Origin of the sequence: Enterobacter cloacae, assembly GCF_011078175.1 — a bacterium.
GTDB lineage: Bacteria > Pseudomonadota > Gammaproteobacteria > Enterobacterales > Enterobacteriaceae > Enterobacter > Enterobacter cloacae_Q.
The window spans coordinates 244,795-262,782 of sequence record NZ_JAALCJ010000001.1 but is presented as its reverse complement, the minus strand read 5'-3'; the positions used below and the strand labels follow the sequence as shown (position 1 = coordinate 262,782).

The following is a 17,988-nucleotide window of genomic DNA, read 5'->3' as shown; positions in this document are numbered from 1 at the left end:
TTGTATCGAACCAACTTTTGCCTGATCGGCTCATGAGTAATTTACGTTTTTACGTTTACAGGAGAATCCTATGACTTCTTATATCCATTTCCGCTGCCCATGCTGTCATGGCTCGCAGTACCGCACCTCAGCGTTTGATGTCTCTGACAAAAATCCGTTCGGCGCGAAATGCATTTTCTGCAAATCGCCGATGATCACGCTTGACTACCTGGCCGCAGCGCGTTCTGCTCAGAATCACATTACTGAATACCGCAAGTAATCTGCCGCGTTTCCTATAACAGTTAGCAAAATCTTCTCTTTTTCTCCTGCTGATATACACTGTCAGCAATAAGGAGAATCTGATGAAAAAATACCAGCGTCTGGCGCAACAAATTATCTCGCAGATTGAGCTTGGCGTATGGTTGCCGGGCGATAAGCTGCCTTCTCTGCGAGAGCAGGTGGCAAGCAGCGGCATGAGCTTCATGACCGTGGGCCACGCGTATCAGATGCTGGAAAGTCAGGGGCGCATTGTTGCCAGACCGCAGTCCGGCTATTACGTTGCCGCGCGCCCGACCACACACCAGCCTGCACCGCCCGCGCAGGTGATGCGCGATGAAGTGGTGGACATCAATACCTATATCTTCGACGTGCTACAGGCCAGCCGCGACCCCTTCGTTGTCCCTTTTGCCTCGGCGTTTCCCGATCCGCGCCTTTTCCCGCTTCAGCAACTCAACCGATCGCTGGCTAACGTCAGCAAAACGGCTACCGCCATGAGCGTGATCGAAAACCTGCCGCCGGGTAACGTTGACCTACGTCATGCCATAGCCCGTCGCTACGCTCAGCAGGGAATGAATATCTCTCCGGATGAAATTGTGATCACCGCGGGCGCGCTTGAGGCGCTCAACCTCAGTTTGCAGGCTGTGACTGAACCAGGTGACTGGGTTATCGTTGAAAACCCCTGTTTTTATGGCGCACTCCAGGCGCTTGAACGTCTGAAACTGAAAGCGCTGTCGGTTGCTACTGACGTGCGTGATGGCATCGATCTCAGTGCCCTTGAGCAGGCGTTAAATGATTATCCGGTGAAAGCCTGCTGGCTGATGACCAACAGTCAGAATCCGCTCGGCTTCACCCTGAGTGCAGAGAAGAAAGCTCAGCTGGTGGCCTTATTAACCCGGCATAACGTCACGCTAATTGAAGACGATGTTTACAGCGAACTCTATTTTGGCCGCGAAAAGCCGCTTCCGGCAAAGGCCTGGGATAAGCAGGATATGACATTGCACTGCTCTTCATTCTCCAAGTGTCTTGTGGCCGGTTTCCGTATTGGCTGGGTGGCGGCGGGAAAACATGCGCGCCGTATTCAACAGTTGCAGCTGATGAGTACGTTATCTACCAGCTCTCCCATGCAGCTGGCGCTGGTGGATTACCTGGCGACCAAACGTTACGACGCTCATCTTCGTCGCCTGCGGCGCACGCTTGCGGAACGCAAACAGCAGGCCTGGCAATCGCTTTTGCGCCATATGCCTGCCGGCGTCAAAATCCATCATAACGACAGCGGCTACTTTTTGTGGCTGGAACTGCCTGAACAGCTGGATGCGGGGCGGTTGAGTGAGAAGGCGTTAACCCATCAAATCAGCATTGCGCCCGGCAAGATGTTTTCCACCTCCAATATCTGGACACCGTTTTTTCGTTTCAATACCTCATGGGGCTGGGGCGAGCGAGAGGAGCAGGCGGTCGTCCAGCTGGCGGGGTTAATCCGCGAAATGATGCTGCACCCAGTCACACCTTGATGAAAATTCCTGAAGCGACATGACGCGCGGTCTACCTTTAAAAAGGGAGTGCGGATTGGAAACGTGACGTTGTCACGTTTATGTCCGCCAGAACGTGTGCTGACAGCGAAAACAATGTCGATTTCAACAGGACGATGCTATGCAAAATCAATTGCTGATTAATGGTGAACTGGTGGCTGGCGAAGGTGAGAAGCAGGCGGTTTACAATCCTGCCACGGGTGAAGTGCTACTGGAGATTGCTGAAGCGTCGGCAGCACAGGTGGACGCTGCCGTCCAGGCGGCCGATCGCGCGTTTAACGAGTGGGGGCAAACGACGCCGAAAACACGCGCCGAATGTCTGTTGAAACTGGCTGATGTAATAGAAGCCAACGCTGACGCGTTCGCAAAACTGGAATCCCTGAACTGCGGGAAACCGCTGCATTGTGTCCAGGGGGATGAGATCCCAGCCGTGATCGATGTGTTTCGCTTCTTTGCCGGGGCCGCTCGCTGCCTGAACGGGCTGGCTGCCGGAGAATATCTCGAAGGACATACCTCGATGATCCGCCGCGACCCGGTTGGCGTTGTCGCCTCTATTGCCCCCTGGAACTATCCTCTGATGATGGCGGCGTGGAAGCTTGCGCCCGCGCTGGCGGCGGGAAACTGTGTCGTCATCAAGCCGTCTGAAATCACCCCGTTGACGGCGCTGAAGCTGGCGGAACTGGCGAAAGATATCTTCCCGCCAGGCGTGCTGAACGTGCTGTTTGGTCGCGGCAAAACCGTAGGAGATCCGCTGACCGGTCACGAAAAAGTCCGTATGGTTTCTCTTACCGGCTCTATTGCTACCGGAGAACATATTATCGGGCATACCGCATCTTCAGTTAAACGTACCCATATGGAATTGGGCGGAAAAGCCCCGGTCATTGTCTTTGATGATGCAGATTTAGATGCCGTGGTTGAAGGGGTGCGTACGTTTGGCTTCTATAATGCCGGTCAGGATTGTACCGCAGCCTGTCGAATCTATGCCCAGGAAGGAATTTATCCCGCCCTGGTTGAAAAGCTGGGCGCAGCCGTTGCCAGCCTGAAAATGGGCTCACCGGACGATGCATCAACGGAGCTGGGTCCGCTCAGCTCCGCAGCGCATCTTTCCCGCGTAAGTGCTGCCGTGGATGAAGCCAAAGCCCTGGGACATATCCGTGTCGTCACCGGTGGCAGTAAAAGAGAAGGGGCGGGATATTACTTCCAGCCAACGCTGCTGGCCGGGGCGAAGCAGGACGATGCGATCGTCCAGCGCGAAGTGTTTGGCCCGGTAGTCAGCGTGACCGCGTTTGAAGATGAAGCGCAGGTATTGGCCTGGGCTAACGATTCGCAATACGGCCTGGCCTCGTCTGTCTGGACCAAAGACGTCGGACGCGCCCATCGACTCAGCGCGCGGTTGCAGTATGGCTGCACCTGGGTCAATACCCATTTTATGCTGGTGAGCGAAATGCCGCACGGTGGGATGAAGTTATCCGGTTATGGAAAAGATATGTCGATCTATGGACTTGAGGACTACACGGTTGTGCGGCATGTCATGTTTAAACACTAAAATCTCATGCCCGGCGCAGTGCCGGGCGATTCTGTTTACCAGCCGCACACCTCGTGTTCATTTTCCGTATCGTAGGCGCGAACGGTATTCACCAGGTCCTTCACGACGTCTGCCGCGACGTCCGGGATCAACAGCTCCATGGGTGCCTCTGTCTCGTAATCCACCGATACGCCGTTGCTGTTGTTGGTGACGGTCACGGTATAGGTAGCCTTACCCATGATTTACTCCTTATGCGTGTTAACCACTTTTCCGATACCCGCACCGCTGAGCGTGATGGCAGGATCCGCGAAAAAGTCGATATTAAAATAAGTGTCGTCGGTCAGTAGCTCAATGCGGTGCCATTTTTGAGGTGGGGAGATGCCAAAAGAACCGGCCTCAATGACCACTTCCAGATCGGGTTCAGTAGCATCGCCATCGGCAAAGCCAAAGTAACGTACCGCACCCTGCATGACGGACAAGCGCCCGTACACGCCAGCTTTGGTATTGTGATGGGTAAAAAGCGCTTTTGGAGCGGTCTCTTTATTCCAGAACGGGGTAGAGCGGGTATGAACAAAGTTTTCAGGAATACGTAACATAACAGTTTCCTTCATGTTGTCGGGGGCTTAAAGAGACTTAAGCACCTCAGGTTCAACAAAGAATTCAATATTGAACACGGTGTCATCGGTCATCAGCTCAATGTGATGCCACCTTTCTGGCGGGAAAACGCCAAAACGACCCGCTTCAATGACAAGCTCGCTGTCGGGCTCAGGCGTAAATTCATCAGCATAACCCAGATAACGCACTGCGCCACGCATCACCGAAAGGCGAGGGTAGACGCCCGGACGCGTGCCCGTATCCAGGTGACGTTTAAAAATGCCGGCAGGGGCCGTTTCTTTGTTCCAGAAAGGCGTGGAACGGGTGTGAATGCAACTCTGCGGAATGCGTAGCATGTTTCCTCCCTTGAAAGCCTGCTCTTATTAGACTGCTTTCTGCGGGAATGAATTTATCAAAAAGTGCATTTAATTTGCATCTTATCAATAATAACCGTTTTGCTTTATCCTGCGTTGTTACACAAGATACTCAGTTGTTATTATCCTTATTATTTAAGTGGTTATGATGTAACGAAAAAACTTGATCTGTGTCAACATATGACGCATATTGCGTGCGGTTATTTTTCGGCTCAGGTAAACAGAATGACGTTGTATCAGAAGATGTTGGTGTTCTACGCAATCATGGCCTCCATCTGCGCATTGATCACCTGGTTCCTGTCTAAAGACCGTAAACGTATTCGCCTGTTGAGCGCATTCCTGGTGGGATCTACCTGGCCGATGAGCTTCCCTGTTGCCCTGTTGATCTCTCTTTTCTGAAGCACGCTTCCAGAATCGTCATCCAGACATAGCATTCCATACATTGAATCTGTATAAATATACAGTCTTTCATGCATGGAGTGCTTATGAACAGTTTCTATTCGCAGCAAGCAGGCTGCACTGTGCGCTGGCAGGATCTTCCCGGTTCCGGTGACCCGGTTGTGTTTATTCACGGGTTGGGCTGCGCATCATCGTATGAATATCCTCGTATCGTCTGTGATATCCGTTTTGGGGGCCGCAGAGCCATTCTGATCGATCTTCCCGGTAGTGGTTACAGTGATAAACCTGACAACTATCGTTATCGCACGAGCGAACAGGCGCAGGTGGTAGTTGAACTGTTAAACCATCTCGGCCTGGAGAGTGTCTGGCTCTATGGTCATAGCATGGGGGGGAGTATCGCGATCGAAACGGCAACGCTGTTAACGTCGCGCGTTAAGGGCCTGATAGTGTCTGAACCCAATTTTCATTCGGGTGGCGGGATGTTCAGCCGAGGAATTGCGGCCCAAACGGAACAACATTTTCTGGAACAGGGCTATGATGACATGCTTCGGGCGGAAACGTCGCCGTGGGCTGGAAGCCTTCAAAGCAATGCCCCCTGGGCCGTCTGGCGCGGCGCAACAAGCCTGGTCGAGGGCGTTAAACCTGAATGGGAACATCTGTTCTTGTCATTGCGATGCCCGGTAATGCTCGTCTTTGGTGAGCGATCTCTGCCTGATGACGATTTTAATCGCCTGAAACAAAAAGGCGTTGCTGTAAAAATTATCCCTGATGCCGGCCATTCACTGTCCTGGGAAAACCCGTCAGCGTTGGCTCAGGCTTTGTCTGGCTTCGTAAACGGATCATGAATAGGCAGCCCGCATTCCTGCGGGCTGTTATGATTAAGGCAGCAAAGCAGACAAGGCCTTCCGCGCCGCAGGCTGAACGTCATACGGGCACTGATAGTCCACGTTCTCAATCGCGTGGGTGTAGAGCGCAACCAGCCAGTCATACACGTAGGCTGTCGCCGCATGAACAGGCTGCTCGCCAAGCTGGGTAAGGCGGGGTGAAGCGCTGCTCACAACCGGCGTCACAAAAATAGGCTGACCTTTGCGGATCCGGCTTGCAGGCCGTTCAGAAACGGGCGTCAGTTCATAGCCAAGCCAGCTGATGAAATTGCCTGTCGCGGCATGCAGCTGCGCGGCACTGCATTTATCTGTTTCTGCAATGCGTTGCAGTTGCAGCGGCAGATCCAGCCGGTAGCTGGTAACGATCAGCACATCCGCAATCTGCTGTAATACCTCTGCGTCCAGGCCCAGACGGGCAGCTGCTGCGTCGTTACGACTCCACTGACGTAGATGGTTAACCCACACGTTATGGGCCAGCCGCGCCTTGTCTTTGGTCTGCAACGCGCCTGAATTTTCCTGCGTATCTTCCGCAAACAGATCGATAACATCGTTAAACAGACCGTTGACCTGTTCCTCACGAGGCTGGTGAACGGTCAGCAGCGTCTCAAACGCCTTTAACGGCGGCAGAAGTCCCTCAAGCAGTTCACCATGACGAGCAGCGTTGCCTTGCAGCGTTCGGACCATTTTTTCGGCCTGTGCCCGCCCTGCGCCTGGCTCCTGACTGTGAGGCGCGACATATGGGCGCATCAGGGTCGACAGTGACTGCTGCAACAGCCTTTTCAGCGTGCGGAGACGCTTCTGACGCTGTGCTGGCAGGGTAGCCTGCGACAGCCACTCAATTACCCGCTGCATGCTGTGGGTATCAAGCGCCTGAAGCGTGCCCCAGCGCAGACCCGGCTGCCCCAGCAATTGTTGCACCGCTTCGTCCAGATTCTGCTTTGTGGTGAACCGCGCATCGTGAGGGGTAATTGCCCAGACCAGCCCCGGCAACGCGGACTCTTCAACCGGCTGCGTCTCTTTGACCCAGATTTGCAGGCGTCTGGCCGTTTTTGCGGTCTGCTGATGGTGCGCCGTCGCATTGCAGATAACCAGAACATCCGGCTGAATGTGCTGACGATAATGCTCCATCAACCACAGGCATTTTGCCTGCGTCATCAGCGGCGTGTTTTCCTCAGAAATAGCGGGAATATCAACGATGTCAACGTTGTCGAGCACGCAGTGCTCAACGGGCAGCACCACTTCGCGGGTCAGAGATGCCAGTACATCGACGGGCAGGCTAATGGCGTTAAGCAGCTCGCCGTTTTTTACCGGATGAAGCAGTGTTTCCTGTGCTTCCGGCACGGTAAACGCCCCGTGCGTAAGGAAGCCTTCGCAGGGCAGACCAAAGCTGTCCACCAGCAGACTCAACGGCGCCGCAAGCGCGCTGGCATGGCTGGTTTGATGCAGCACCTGGGCGAATTTAAGCCACTGCTGGGTTAACTCCTGCTGCTCACCCCACAGCAGAGACCAGACGCTGGCGCGGGTGCTGAGATCAAGCGACGGAACCAGCAGGGCAAACTGGTGCCACAGGGCATCATCAATATGCTGCTTAGCGCCGGGTACTACGCTCTGCCAGAACCGGGCAATAGTCGCGACTTCCCGCGCACTCATTCCCGGCACGCTCTGCGGTTGACGCAGCGCACGCCACTTCTCAAGGCGTGCTTCAATTACCGATTTTTCCACCGGGCGGATCGGTGGAGCCAACGTGGTGCGGGCGATGAACAGCTGCACCAGCTCGGCCTCCGTCACCAGATGCAGGCGCAGCGGAAACGCGTCGTCTGTGACCTCGCTGGAAGCTCTGCTGAAACGCACGGCCATGTTGGCAGGCGCATGCCCGGGATTAATATGCGAGAAATAATCAAACGTGCGCTGGCCCGGCGTAACGTTAAGTCGTTCGTCCCCGCTGCCGCACAGGGCGGCGAGCAGGTGCGCCTTCGCGGCCTGCGAGTGGCCATATAAGCCGATACTGCCCTGGCTGACAAGCGCGCGATCGAGCGCCTCTTCACGCGCGCTTACTGCATTAAGGCGGGCGAGCAGGGCGTCGGCTTCGTTATCCAGCATCGGAGCGTGCAGTCGCGTCTCGTTGATCCACTCGATTAAGGCCTGAGTGGTGGCAGTCGTCGCAGTCATTTGAGGTATACGCTCCCGCTGTCGATCCAGTAGTGGCTGCCGCTGTGTCGGCGATCGGCCAGAGTATTCAGTTTAAAAGTCAGGGCATCCGGCGGCACAGGCGTGCCGTCCTGTAGCCAGGCGTCGCTCAGCTCGAAAGATTCCGGGCCTTCCTGCTTGTTGCCGCCGCACAGCTTCAGGCGCACGTTCAGTACGCCATCTCCCGCAATGGCTTTCGCCAGCTCAGCAGAGTTAATGCTCAGGGTATAGAGTGGCGTCGCGGGCCAGCGGGCATTGGCCAGCTGCCGGAAGCCGAGTGTGACGTTGCCGCGCAGCGGGAAGTGCAGACGGGCGTCCAGTTTCGCGCCCGGTTTATCGAGATCGATATCGTGATACCAGACGTTCTCATCCCGCAGGGTATTGATCGTGTTATCCAGCACGCCAAGGTAACGCACCGTAGAGTACGCGCCGATATCCGCTGCTTTAAAGTTAAAGCGCGGCAGGCGGAGATCGAGCGCGAGACTACAGAGCATCGCGCCCACCGCGGCGGTGGATTTCGGGTTACCGATCCGCCCCTGCTGGCTGAACGGATACCATTCATGAACCTGATATTTATCCAGCCAGACGATGCGGTTGACGGGTACCGGTTGCAGATGGCGAATCAAGGCCTGCACGCCCGGCAGACAGCCCGGCCGTCCCGTGATAAGCAGAATATCGCAGCTGTAGTGAGAGATCGCTTCACATACCGCATGAAGTGGGGCGGCAAGCGTGAACTGACCCGCCAGCATCGCGTCCTGCATCTCGCGGAAATTGACATGCAGCGGCACGCTGAACAGATCTACGTTTTCTGAGCCGGCAGGCAACGCATGGTCGATCGCCTGCTGGAGATAATTCATTACGTTACGCGTCGGTTTTTGCGTAAGCAGTTCGCCAAAGGTGGCATGCAGCCCGGCCAGCGGATCGTCAATATCGCTCGCTTCCCACGCCGCCAGGATCGCGTGGCCGATCGGCATAAAGAGCTGAAGCGCCGTCTGCTGGCGCAGTATCGCCTGAGTATCGATCCGCCCGGAGTCGCCGAACAGTGAAGCCATTAACTGTGAGGCATCGGCTATGCCGGATTTCTGAAGCTGGGTTTGCAGCGCGGGCAGTACGTAGCGCTGGATCACGTCCAGAAGCGTATCATCGCCTGCTACCTTGAACCCTTCGCGGAACAGCAGCTGCGGGGTGATTTTGACGTTATTTCCGGAACCATCATCTAGCTGATAGTGCGTGATGGCCATATCCGTCGTGCCGCCGCCGATATCAATCGAGGCCACGCGCAGCGCGCGCCCAGGCTGGACGCCAGGCTCAGGCGCGCGATCCGGACGGGCGAGTGAGGCGAAAAAGGCCTCGGTCTGGCCGCCGAAATGGGAAATGGCTTCGTTATACAGCCACACCAGTTGGCCGCAGCTGGCCTCATCCCACTCCATCTGGATCTCAGGAACCGGCACCACGCTTTTTTCCTGCTGCTTGCGGCTGGCGAAATCTTCATCCTGCGGGTGCCAGCCCATCGCTTTCCAGACAATGGCGATGGCTTCAAACATGCGGCGACGGAAAATTTCGCGCTCCTGTTTCGGCATGGCCGAAGGCAGGGTGAGGATCAGCGTTCGCAGCTGGCGCGGAGAGGCCGGGAAGCCAAGCCGCAGGCGGGTGGCCACGCTGTTAATCTGGCCAAGCGCCTGAGCCAGCAGCTCGCAGAGCATGTGCGTCATCAGGGTGCTGCGGCTGTACTGCGGAGAGAACACCGGCAGGCGCTCATCCTGCGGCAGCGTATAGAGCGGTTCCCCGTCATCGTTCATCAGATTCATCAGCGGAAACGCGGTTGCCAATGGTTCGCGCTGGGTTTTGCTGTTCATCTGGCTAAAGCGCCAGTCCTGCACTACCGGCGTTTCATCCCACAGGTAGCGACGCGGGCTGGAGATCCCGCTGTTGCCTTCCGTGCCCAGACGCTGCATCGCCAGCTTTCGCGCTTCATCACCCACGCGGACAATAGATGGCCAGACGAACGCGTCTTCACGGCCGCTTTCCACCGAGAAGTGTTGCTTGCCAAAACGCGCTTCAGAAAACTCAAGACGGCTGGTAAACAGGGGCTCATTCAGGAACTGTGGCTCACTCAGAGAACGTACCTGGAGTTCGGCCGTCTGGCGCAGGCCGTCGTTGGCATCACCATGATCTTCAATAATCACGCCGCAGGTGTGGGTGTTGCCTACGTCAAGGATCAGATCGACAGGTATGGCAGGAGTGCTCAGGGTGTGGGTGACAAACTTCACTTCCGGTACGATGAGTTGCTCACCGAGCATGGAGAGCAGGTTGAGCCAGTGCGCCTGATATTCAAAGCTGCGCATGGCTTGTTGCAGCTCGCGCTCGGCGCGTTTTTCAACCCCGTCAGCAAACTGCGTGAAGGCCTCGCGCAGCCAGCCGTCAATCCAGGTCTGGTCGAGGAAACTTTCAATTTCACTGTCGCGCCAGGCGAGTGCGAAACGCGTGCCGTTCAGGATATCGTTTTCGACCGGCGACAGGGCGGACGTCGCATGCTCTGCAATTTGGCTGTCGAGTGCGATGGTGACACGGTGCGTATTGCCAGCCGTATCGGGGGTGGAAAGCTTTCGGACCTGGACGCGCGCCCAGTTATCCGGGCCATCAACAAACGTCCGCGGCGGGTTGAAACGCAGGAACGGAAGCGGCAGCCAGACGCCGTCCAGCACGGTCAGGGAGTCATGCAGTGGAAGGGTGCTTTCAGGCTTGACCACTTCCGGCTGCCCGCCATCGGTGGCAGGCAGCGTGTACCGGCCGTTAACCAGGTCAAAATCCAGGCGCAGCAGCGGGCCATTTGCCGTTTTACGCACGAAACGCCCGTTGCTGGCGGTGTCCTGCGGAGTCAGGCCAAAATCGAGAAACTGCACGCCGCTGTTAGCAATCAGCGTCACGCTCTGTTTATAGTCGCAAAGATTAACCAGCATAGGATCAGACACCTGCTTTCTTGAACGTCAGAGGAACGACGGTATTGGCATCGTAACGTGCGGTGCATTCCGCCACATCGCTGGCACCTGCCTTACAGCTCACTTCCGGCATCGGATAGCGTGAACCGTCGGTGCAACGCGCGTTTCCGCGCGTTTTGATCAACAGCTCGCCGTTGCTGTGTAATCCGGAAAAGACGTCTACCCGGCAGACGATGTTGTCGCCATGCACGACCCGGGCAAAACCTTTGTTGTTGTGGATCTGGTAGCGCAGCGACGGCGGTTTGCCGGTGAGCGGATCCTGCACATCGAGAAACGCACGCCAGGTACCGTTCAGGAAGCGCGTTAACCCCGCTTTAACCTGGTTCGCCTCCATCACCATCGCATCTTTCGGTATCGCGGTAATGACCACCGGTTCGGCTGCCGGGGCAGGTGTTTTCACCTTCGGCTCAACCACTTCGGCCTGGTGCAGCGGGAGTTTCAGCTCAAGCGGCTCAACCGTCTTTACGGGGGCCGGAGCAATGGCGACAGGGGCTGGCGCTGGGGTGGCAACAGGCGCTGCGATCGGAGCTTGTTTTGGCCACAGCAGCGGGGTGGCGATGGCTGCAATAATGACGGCGGCAACCGGCAGCAACCACAGGGGGGAGCGACGTTTTTTCTGTATGGCCGCTGGTGCGGGCTCTGGCGGCGCGGCGTTCATGCGCACCGGCTCTGGCGTGTACAGCTCATCTTCGGTGATACGGACGGTAGGCGCAGGCGTGATAAGCGGCGCGTCGGCCTGCTCAAAGGTCACCGCCGGGGACGGTTCTGGCTCCGGTTCAGGTTCAGGCTCGTTAATCACCACTGGCTCAGGTTCAGGGACCAACGATTTACGCAGGCAGTCCAGCACGTCGTCGCGCGCGTTCTCGTTAAGATTGACGAAACCCCAGAAGCAGATCACCGGTTTGCCATCCACCAGGAAAACAAAGTTTTCACCGGGAAACTGAAAGGCTTTTGAAAGCAGTGAGCCAAACAGTTGCTGCGCCGTTTTCGGTGACTGAAGGCATTTTTTACTCAGCGACTCCACGCTGGCGAGCGTGTTTTCCAGATAACGCAGGGCGCGATAACGATCATCTTCATCCGCAGCTTTCCAGCTGGAGACGGTTCCATCAACCGGGGAGTACCAGTCAACGCGATCGCCGCCGTCGTTGACCTGGGGGATGGCCAGGCAATCAACGATAGCCTGTTGTTTGCGCAACCGAAGCGCTTCGCGGATTTGCAGCGCTGATTCAAAAACGGCCTGTCCGCCGCCGCCAACGGCCTGAAAATCATCCAGATTACCGCTGCGTAAGAGTGTTTTTGCCACGATTTGGTCCTGTAGACTTCTTCACGCCATTACTTTAGCGAATCAGGTAAGCAAGCAAACGGCTGAGAAGACGACAAAAGGGACGATTTCTTGCGGCATTGATCGTGACGGTTGTGCTTGACGAATAATGGACCTTAAGGCAAATCGGTTTCTGCGGACTGATGCTAAAACCAGCGAAATGTACGGCTTTAGAATAACCTGATAGTGATTCGTTATTTGTCAGGCCAAAACGTCTGTGCTGTTATTACTGTTCACTATAATAAAACCGAAAGGGTAATAACCATGTCTAAAGGGAAAACCGTGCTCGCCCTCGCGTTGAGCGCGCTGCTGCCGGCAAGCGCCGCATGGGCGGCAAACAAAGACACCATTATCTACTGCTCCGAGGCGTCGCCGGAGTCGTTTAACCCGCAGATCGCCAGCTCTGGGCCCTCGTTTGTCGCAAGCTCGCAAACGCTGTATAACCGGTTGATAAACTTCGACCCGGTTAAAAACACGCCGGTGCCTTCTCTGGCCGAGTCGTGGACCATTTCGCCAGACGGCAAAACCTATACGTTTACCCTGCGTAAAGGGGTGAAATTCAACAGCAATAAATACTTCAAACCGACCCGTGATTTTAATGCTGATGACGTTATTTTCTCCGTTATGCGTCAGAAAGACCCTAAGCATCCGTACCACAATGTTTCCCAGGGCAATTACGAATACTTCAATGACGTGGGCCTCGACAAGCTCATTCAGGATGTGAAAAAGATCGACGATTATCACGTTCAGTTTACGCTGAGCGAACCCAACGCGGCTTTCCTGGCCGACTGGGGAATGGACTTCGCCTCGATCCTCTCTGCCGAGTACGCGGACGCGATGTTGAAAAAAGGTACGCCTGAAAATGTCGACACCTGGCCAATCGGTACCGGGCCGTATGTACTTCAGCAGTACAAGGTGGATTCGCTGATCCGCTACGTCGCCAACCCGAACTACTGGGACGGTGAGGTACCAACCAAACACCTGATCTTCTCCATTACGCCGAACGTTGAAACGCGACTGGCGAAGCTGCAAACGAACGAGTGCCAGATCATTCCTGCACCGTCGCCGGTTCAGTTTGACGTGATAAAGAAAAATAAAGATCTGACGCTACACTCGGTGGATGCGCTGAATGTCGGGTATCTGGCGTTCAACACGGCAAAAAAACCGTTTGATAACGTGCTGGTGCGCCAGGCGCTGAACTATGCGACTGACAAAAAGGCCATTGTGAACGCGGTCTTTATGGGCTCTGGTACGGTCGCTAAATCGCCGATCCCGCCGAATATGCTCGGCTTTAATAAAGACCTGAAGGATTACGACTACGATCCGGAAAAAGCAAAAGCCCTGCTGAAGCAGGCGGGTCTCGAGAAGGGCGCGGAGGTCACTCTCTGGTCGATGCCGGTTCAGCGTCCGTACAACCCGAACTCGCGACGCATCGCGGAGATGATTCAGGCTGACTGGGCGAAAGTGGGCGTGAAGGCGAAAATTGTCTCTTACGAGTGGGGTGAGTACCTCTCCGGCATGCGTAAAGGCGAGCATGATTCCGCGCTGTTCGGCTGGATGTCTGACAACGGCGATCCGGACAACTTCGCCGACGTGCTGCTGGGTTGTAACAGCATCAAAACCGGATCTAACGCCGCGCGCTGGTGTGATAAGGGGTATGATGAGCTGGTACAAAAGGCCAAACTGACCAGCAACCCGGACGAACGTACGAAGCTGTATGGCCAGGCACAGGAGATTTTCTACCAGCAGGCACCGTGGATTGCGTTAGCTAACGGCAAAACGTTTTACGCGACCCGCAGCAACGTAACCGGGTACAGCGTAAGCCTGATGGGCAGCGATTTCTCGAAAGCGAAGCTGAACTGATCGTATTAATGCCGGGTGGAGGCTACGCTTTACCCGGCCTACATTTAGCACCTATAGACCCGGTAAGTGTAGCGCCACCGGGTAACTGAAAAGGAGTGACAGTGTCACATTTAAACGAAGTGATCGCCCGTGTAGATGCCGCCATCGAAGAGAGCGTAATTTTCCACATGAATGAACTGCTGATCGAATTAAGTGATGATGCAGAAATCAGCCGTGAAGATCGCTATACCCAGCAGCAGCGCCTGCGTACTGCGATTGCGCATCATGGTAAGCAGCATAAAGACGAGGCGGAGGCGCGTCATGCCCACCTCACGCAGGGCGGGACTATCCTTTAGGGTTAAAACTGGCGTCGTGCCACCAGCCAGGCGCCGACCACCAGCATCACTGCGCCGCAGACCGGGCCAACCAGCGCCCGCAGGGGGACGCCATTGCTCTTAAGGATGTCCATCACCAGGCCACCAATCAGCTGGCTTGCCACCAGTACGGCAATAGTCGTAGCCGCGCCCACGGTCTGATACCCGCTAATACTGGCAAAGACAAAAAATGACCCCAGCAGGCCGGGGATCAACGTCCACCAGCGCACCGTTGACGCCAGTTCGCTAAGCCCTGCCAGGCCATTTTTCACCAGCAGAATGCTTACAAATAACACAATACCTACCAGCGAGTTCAGCAGCATGGCGATAAGAATGGTGGAGGAGGATTGCGTTATGCGCACCATAAGCGTGTTTTGCACCACCAGCCCAATTCCGGCAGCCACCAGAAACGCTAACGTCAACGACTGGTTCATGACAGAGCATCCGGTTCGCTGCGCTCATCGAGCTGGAGTTGCATAAAGGTGAGATCCAGCCAGCGACCGAATTTGGTTCCTACCTGCGGCATATTTCCGGTGGTAATAAAGCCCAGGGTTTCGTGCAGATGAATTGACGCCTGGTTCTGCGCCTCAATACCGGCAACCATCACATGTTTACCAATCTGGCGGGCTTCTTTAATTAATTCCGTCATTAGCAGTCGACCAATGCCTTTGCCCTGATGATCGGCATGAACGTATACCGAGTGCTCCACCGTGTGGCGAAAACCGTCAAACGCTCGCCAGTCGCCAAATGAGGCATATCCCGTTACAACACCCTCTTCTTCACTGACCAGCACCGGATATCCCGACAGCGTGCGCGCTTCAAACCATGCAATACGGTTATCGGTATCGACAGTTTTATCGTTCCAGATAGCGGCGGTGTACAGCACTGCATGGTTATAAATTTCACCGATAGCGGCACAATCTTCTTTGCATGCATGACGAACAATCATGATTAACCCTCTGGCTGTGATGTTTACTATAGTGGGACGATTCCATCACAATATTACACAGTTCTTATCATGCATCACTATGCAAACTCGTGTTTTATTGTCGTCAAATTGCCCCGAGTAACCATCTATACACTATAGTATTACGTCATGAATACGATGACAGACAATATGAATCAACGGATTAGCGCCCGCATACGCCTTGAGCGCGAATCGCGGGGCTGGTCTTTAAGCGAGCTGGCCGAGCGGGCTGGCATCTCCCGCGGCATGATCCATAAGATTGAACGGGGGGAAAGTAGCCCAACGGCGACGCTGCTTGCCCGGTTATCCGGTGCATTTGGTATCAGCATGTCTACGCTCATTGCGCGCGCGGAAATGCAGGAAGGCAAACTTTTACGTCTGGCGAACCAGCCCGTCTGGCGCGATCCGCAAACCCATTATTTGCGTCGCCATGTGTCGCCGCGCACCGATATGCCTGTCGATCTTGTCCAGATAGAACTGCCTGCGCGCAGCGATGTGCCCATGCCTGCATCCTCTTATGCACTGGCACGACAACTGATTTGGTTGCAGGCGGGTGAACTGGTCTTTCAGGAGGGGGAGACCCGCCATGAAATGAAGGCCGGAGATTGTCTGGAACTCGGGCCGCCGAACGATTGCCGGTTTATTAACGAAACGGATGAACCGTGCCGTTATCTGGTCGTGCGTCTTAATCAGTCCGCCTCATAATGTGAAGGCGATCCGCAGGATAACGTGCCAGACTTCAATGACATTTTCAGCAGTAAGGAGCGATGAATGAGTCAATCAACTACGCAAAACCGATGCTGGGTACTGGCTTCCCGTCCACACGGCGCACCGGTTACCGACAATTTCCGCCTGGAAGAGCAGCCGATCCCCACGCCATCAGAGGGGCAAGTATTGTTACGCACCGTATGGCTCTCGCTTGATCCGTACATGCGGGGTCGTATGAGCGATGCGCCATCCTATTCCCCTCCGGTCGAGATTGGCGCGGTAATGGTGGGCGGTACGGTAAGTCGCGTCGAGACCTCCCGACATCCGGATTATAAAGAGGGTGAGTGGGTTCTGGGCTATAGCGGCTGGCAAGAGTATGAACTGTCTGACGGGAAGGGGCTGGTAAAGCTGGGCAAAAACCCGTCGCGCCCTTCATGGGCGCTCGGCGTGCTTGGGATGCCGGGCTTCACCGCGTATATGGGACTGCTTGATATCGGCCAGCCGCAGGCGGGAGAAACACTTGTTGTGGCGGCAGCAACGGGACCGGTCGGCGCAACGGTGGGGCAGATCGGTAAAATTAAAGGGTGCCGGGTCATTGGCGTAGCCGGTGGTGAGGAGAAATGCCGCCATGCGGTTGACGTGCTCGGTTTCGACGCCTGTCTGGATCACCATGCGGATGATTTTGCCGAACAACTGGCGAAAGCCTGTCCGCAGGGCATTGATGTTTATTATGAAAACGTCGGCGGTAAAGTCTTTGACGCCGTGCTGCCGTGCTTGAATACCTCTGCACGCGTGCCGGTTTGCGGACTGGTCAGCGGCTACAACGCGACCAACCTGCCGGATGGGCCGGATCGGTTGCCGTTGCTGATGGGGACCATCCTGAAAAAACGCATCCGCATGCAGGGCTTTATTATCGCTCAGGACTATGGTCATCGTATCGACGAGTTCCAGCAGGAAATGGAGCGCTGGGTGCAGGAAGGAAAAATTCACTATCGCGAGCAGGTCATCGAAGGGCTGGACGCGGCGCCGGAGGCGCTGATTGGGCTACTTGAAGGGAAAAACTTCGGCAAAGTCGTGATCCGCGTGGCGGAAGACTAATCAGATCATCAGTTATGGCGGACGATGTTCGCCATAATTATTTGTGAAGATACGATATATTGTCTTTAATTAATCCATAAGCTTTGCACGCTCTCGGCCAGCTAAGCCAGAATTGAAAAATGCACAATTATTTGACCGATTTTATTTTTACGCGCGCCCCTTATACCAGGCATGACGATACAGGATATATCTCACCGGCGATGTTTTTTTAAACAGTCGTTGAAAATGGCATTTTGTTTGGCTACGGGAATTAAACATGCTTGATTTGGAACATTTGGAAAAAGCACAAAGAATCAGTCTGACTTTGCAAGTTGAGAACAGTTTAAAGGGAGCGTTAATTACGGGCTCATTAAAACCTGGCGCTCGACTCGTCACGAAAGAGATTGCGGATAAATTAGGCACCAGTATCACGCCGGTGCGCGAAGCTCTGCTACGCCTGGTCTCTGCGGGGGCTTTACAGGCCACGCCAGCTCAGGCGTTTTTAGTGCCAGAAGTTACGCTGGAGCGCTATAACGAAATTAACGCCATCAGAAAGCAGCTTGAGCCGATGGCCGTTGCGGCGGCGTGCCAGAATATGACCGAGACCAAACTGGATGCGTTACGTGCTCTGGCTGATAACTTCAGCACCGCCATGTATCAGGGCGACGTACAGAAAGCGATCTACGCTAACCGTGTATTTCGCTTTACGCTCTATCAATATGCCGAGATGCCGACCCTGAACTCGCTGATTGAGCAACTCTGGGTACGGATTGGTCCGTGTATCAACTACCTGCACGAAGAGATGCAAGATATCCCTGCAACGACTTATCATTATGGCGACCTGCTTTCTGCGCTTGAGCAAAGGGACGTGACGGCCAGTCGGGAAGCGATCGATCGAGCCATTGATGAAGCCAATATCCTCCTCCAACGGCAATACTACCGTTAAGGAACCC

18 protein-coding genes are annotated in these 17,988 nt (G+C 55.2%); 10 read left to right on the top strand and 8 right to left on the bottom strand.

The genetic code is table 11. The features are described from left to right. Nucleotides 1-70 precede the first annotated feature (70 nt). From G6Q29_RS01265 to patD, 3 genes are all read left to right on the top strand, one after another. Complete coding sequence (locus tag G6Q29_RS01265; RefSeq protein ID WP_165464230.1) at nt 71-259, top strand: cold-shock protein; 189 nt, start codon at nt 71-73, stop codon at nt 257-259. 82 nt (nt 260-341) lie between these two features. Continuing rightward, on the top strand, nt 342-1,766 hold the full coding sequence (locus G6Q29_RS01260; protein ID WP_165464229.1) for a PLP-dependent aminotransferase family protein: 1,425 nt from the start codon (nt 342-344) through the stop codon (nt 1,764-1,766). 139 nt (nt 1,767-1,905) lie between these two features. Further along, the gene (patD, locus tag G6Q29_RS01255; protein WP_165464228.1) at nt 1,906-3,330 is read left to right on the top strand and encodes an aminobutyraldehyde dehydrogenase; all 1,425 of its coding nucleotides are present in this window, start codon (nt 1,906-1,908) and stop codon (nt 3,328-3,330) included. 35 nt (nt 3,331-3,365) lie between these two features. Here the strand turns inward: patD and G6Q29_RS01250 are convergent, their stop codons facing one another. From G6Q29_RS01250 to G6Q29_RS01240, 3 genes are read right to left on the bottom strand one after another with little or no spacing between them, the layout of a single operon-like run. Beyond that, nucleotides 3,366-3,548: a DUF1869 domain-containing protein gene (locus tag G6Q29_RS01250; protein ID WP_003856955.1), complete on the bottom strand. Its 183-nt coding sequence runs from the start codon at nt 3,546-3,548 to the stop codon at nt 3,366-3,368. 3 nt (nt 3,549-3,551) lie between these two features. Continuing rightward, entirely contained in the window at nt 3,552-3,905 is a 354-nt protein-coding gene (locus tag G6Q29_RS01245) for a DUF1971 domain-containing protein (protein WP_165464227.1), read from the bottom strand. Nucleotides 3,906-3,932: 27 nt separating this feature from the next. Continuing rightward, a complete protein-coding gene (locus G6Q29_RS01240; RefSeq protein ID WP_165464226.1) occupies nt 3,933-4,259 on the bottom strand; it encodes a DUF1971 domain-containing protein in 327 nt (108 codons plus the stop codon). A gap of 243 nt (nt 4,260-4,502) precedes the next feature. Here G6Q29_RS01240 and G6Q29_RS01235 point away from each other — a divergent pair, with 243 nt between their 5' ends. Continuing rightward, nucleotides 4,503-4,676: a GhoT/OrtT family toxin gene (locus G6Q29_RS01235; RefSeq protein ID WP_003856960.1), complete on the top strand. Its 174-nt coding sequence runs from the start codon at nt 4,503-4,505 to the stop codon at nt 4,674-4,676. An 86-nt stretch (nt 4,677-4,762) separates the two neighbouring features. Then, nucleotides 4,763-5,521: an alpha/beta fold hydrolase gene (locus tag G6Q29_RS01230; protein ID WP_165464225.1), complete on the top strand. Its 759-nt coding sequence runs from the start codon at nt 4,763-4,765 to the stop codon at nt 5,519-5,521. Between the two features lie 33 nt (nt 5,522-5,554). On the opposite strand, the gene G6Q29_RS01225 is transcribed toward G6Q29_RS01230, so the two are convergent. Genes G6Q29_RS01225 through G6Q29_RS01215 form a run of 3 tightly spaced genes read right to left on the bottom strand, consistent with a single transcriptional unit; the run spans nt 5,555 to nt 12,049 of the window. After that, nucleotides 5,555-7,729, bottom strand: a complete 2,175-nt coding sequence (locus G6Q29_RS01225; protein ID WP_165464224.1) for a virulence factor SrfC family protein — start codon at nt 7,727-7,729, stop codon at nt 5,555-5,557. Next, complete coding sequence (locus G6Q29_RS01220; RefSeq protein WP_165464223.1) at nt 7,726-10,707, bottom strand: virulence factor SrfB; 2,982 nt, start codon at nt 10,705-10,707, stop codon at nt 7,726-7,728. The genes G6Q29_RS01225 and G6Q29_RS01220 overlap by 4 nt, the downstream gene beginning before the upstream one ends. 4 nt (nt 10,708-10,711) lie before the next feature. Beyond that, nucleotides 10,712-12,049: an SrfA family protein gene (locus G6Q29_RS01215; RefSeq protein WP_165464222.1), complete on the bottom strand. Its 1,338-nt coding sequence runs from the start codon at nt 12,047-12,049 to the stop codon at nt 10,712-10,714. A gap of 282 nt (nt 12,050-12,331) precedes the next feature. On the opposite strand from G6Q29_RS01215, the gene G6Q29_RS01210 reads away from it, so the two are divergent. Next, entirely contained in the window at nt 12,332-13,930 is a 1,599-nt protein-coding gene (locus G6Q29_RS01210; RefSeq protein WP_165464221.1) for an ABC transporter substrate-binding protein, read from the top strand. 101 nt (nt 13,931-14,031) lie between these two features. Next, on the top strand, nt 14,032-14,265 hold the full coding sequence (locus G6Q29_RS01205) for a YdcY family protein (RefSeq protein WP_165464220.1): 234 nt from the start codon (nt 14,032-14,034) through the stop codon (nt 14,263-14,265). Between the two features lie 2 nt (nt 14,266-14,267). Here the strand turns inward: G6Q29_RS01205 and G6Q29_RS01200 are convergent, their stop codons facing one another. Both G6Q29_RS01200 and G6Q29_RS01195 read right to left on the bottom strand, forming a co-directional pair. Further along, nucleotides 14,268-14,717 carry a DMT family transporter gene (locus G6Q29_RS01200; RefSeq protein ID WP_165464219.1) on the bottom strand — a complete coding sequence of 150 codons (450 nt, stop codon included), beginning with the start codon at nt 14,715-14,717 and terminating at the stop codon, nt 14,268-14,270. Beyond that, the gene (locus G6Q29_RS01195) at nt 14,714-15,232 is read right to left on the bottom strand and encodes a GNAT family N-acetyltransferase (protein WP_165464218.1); all 519 of its coding nucleotides are present in this window, start codon (nt 15,230-15,232) and stop codon (nt 14,714-14,716) included. The genes G6Q29_RS01200 and G6Q29_RS01195 overlap by 4 nt, the downstream gene beginning before the upstream one ends. A 147-nt stretch (nt 15,233-15,379) precedes the next feature. Here G6Q29_RS01195 and G6Q29_RS01190 point away from each other — a divergent pair, with 147 nt between their 5' ends. The 3 genes from G6Q29_RS01190 (at nt 15,380) to G6Q29_RS01180 (ending at nt 17,981) form a co-directional block, all read left to right on the top strand. After that, nucleotides 15,380-15,955, top strand: a complete 576-nt coding sequence (locus G6Q29_RS01190; RefSeq protein WP_165464217.1) for a helix-turn-helix domain-containing protein — start codon at nt 15,380-15,382, stop codon at nt 15,953-15,955. A gap of 66 nt (nt 15,956-16,021) precedes the next feature. Then, nucleotides 16,022-17,056, top strand: a complete 1,035-nt coding sequence (locus G6Q29_RS01185; RefSeq protein ID WP_165464216.1) for an NADP-dependent oxidoreductase — start codon at nt 16,022-16,024, stop codon at nt 17,054-17,056. Nucleotides 17,057-17,312: 256 nt separating this feature from the next. Next, the gene (locus tag G6Q29_RS01180) at nt 17,313-17,981 is read left to right on the top strand and encodes a GntR family transcriptional regulator (RefSeq protein WP_165464215.1); all 669 of its coding nucleotides are present in this window, start codon (nt 17,313-17,315) and stop codon (nt 17,979-17,981) included. Nucleotides 17,982-17,988 lie beyond the last annotated feature (7 nt).

Coding starts and splice junctions, on each gene's coding strand:
- patD (WP_165464228.1), top strand. CDS start 1,906: ATGCAAAATCAATTGCTGATTAATGGTGAACTGGTGGCTGGCGAAGGT.
- G6Q29_RS01235 (WP_003856960.1), top strand. CDS start 4,503: ATGACGTTGTATCAGAAGATGTTGGTGTTCTACGCAATCATGGCCTCC.
- G6Q29_RS01220 (WP_165464223.1), bottom strand. CDS start 10,707: ATGCTGGTTAATCTTTGCGACTATAAACAGAGCGTGACGCTGATTGCT.
- G6Q29_RS01265 (WP_165464230.1), top strand. CDS start 71: ATGACTTCTTATATCCATTTCCGCTGCCCATGCTGTCATGGCTCGCAG.
- G6Q29_RS01200 (WP_165464219.1), bottom strand. CDS start 14,717: ATGAACCAGTCGTTGACGTTAGCGTTTCTGGTGGCTGCCGGAATTGGG.
- G6Q29_RS01245 (WP_165464227.1), bottom strand. CDS start 3,905: ATGTTACGTATTCCTGAAAACTTTGTTCATACCCGCTCTACCCCGTTC.
- G6Q29_RS01195 (WP_165464218.1), bottom strand. CDS start 15,232: ATGATTGTTCGTCATGCATGCAAAGAAGATTGTGCCGCTATCGGTGAA.
- G6Q29_RS01185 (WP_165464216.1), top strand. CDS start 16,022: ATGAGTCAATCAACTACGCAAAACCGATGCTGGGTACTGGCTTCCCGT.
- G6Q29_RS01250 (WP_003856955.1), bottom strand. CDS start 3,548: ATGGGTAAGGCTACCTATACCGTGACCGTCACCAACAACAGCAACGGC.
- G6Q29_RS01260 (WP_165464229.1), top strand. CDS start 342: ATGAAAAAATACCAGCGTCTGGCGCAACAAATTATCTCGCAGATTGAG.
- G6Q29_RS01230 (WP_165464225.1), top strand. CDS start 4,763: ATGAACAGTTTCTATTCGCAGCAAGCAGGCTGCACTGTGCGCTGGCAG.
- G6Q29_RS01180 (WP_165464215.1), top strand. CDS start 17,313: ATGCTTGATTTGGAACATTTGGAAAAAGCACAAAGAATCAGTCTGACT.
- G6Q29_RS01225 (WP_165464224.1), bottom strand. CDS start 7,729: ATGACTGCGACGACTGCCACCACTCAGGCCTTAATCGAGTGGATCAAC.
- G6Q29_RS01240 (WP_165464226.1), bottom strand. CDS start 4,259: ATGCTACGCATTCCGCAGAGTTGCATTCACACCCGTTCCACGCCTTTC.
- G6Q29_RS01210 (WP_165464221.1), top strand. CDS start 12,332: ATGTCTAAAGGGAAAACCGTGCTCGCCCTCGCGTTGAGCGCGCTGCTG.
- G6Q29_RS01190 (WP_165464217.1), top strand. CDS start 15,380: ATGAATACGATGACAGACAATATGAATCAACGGATTAGCGCCCGCATA.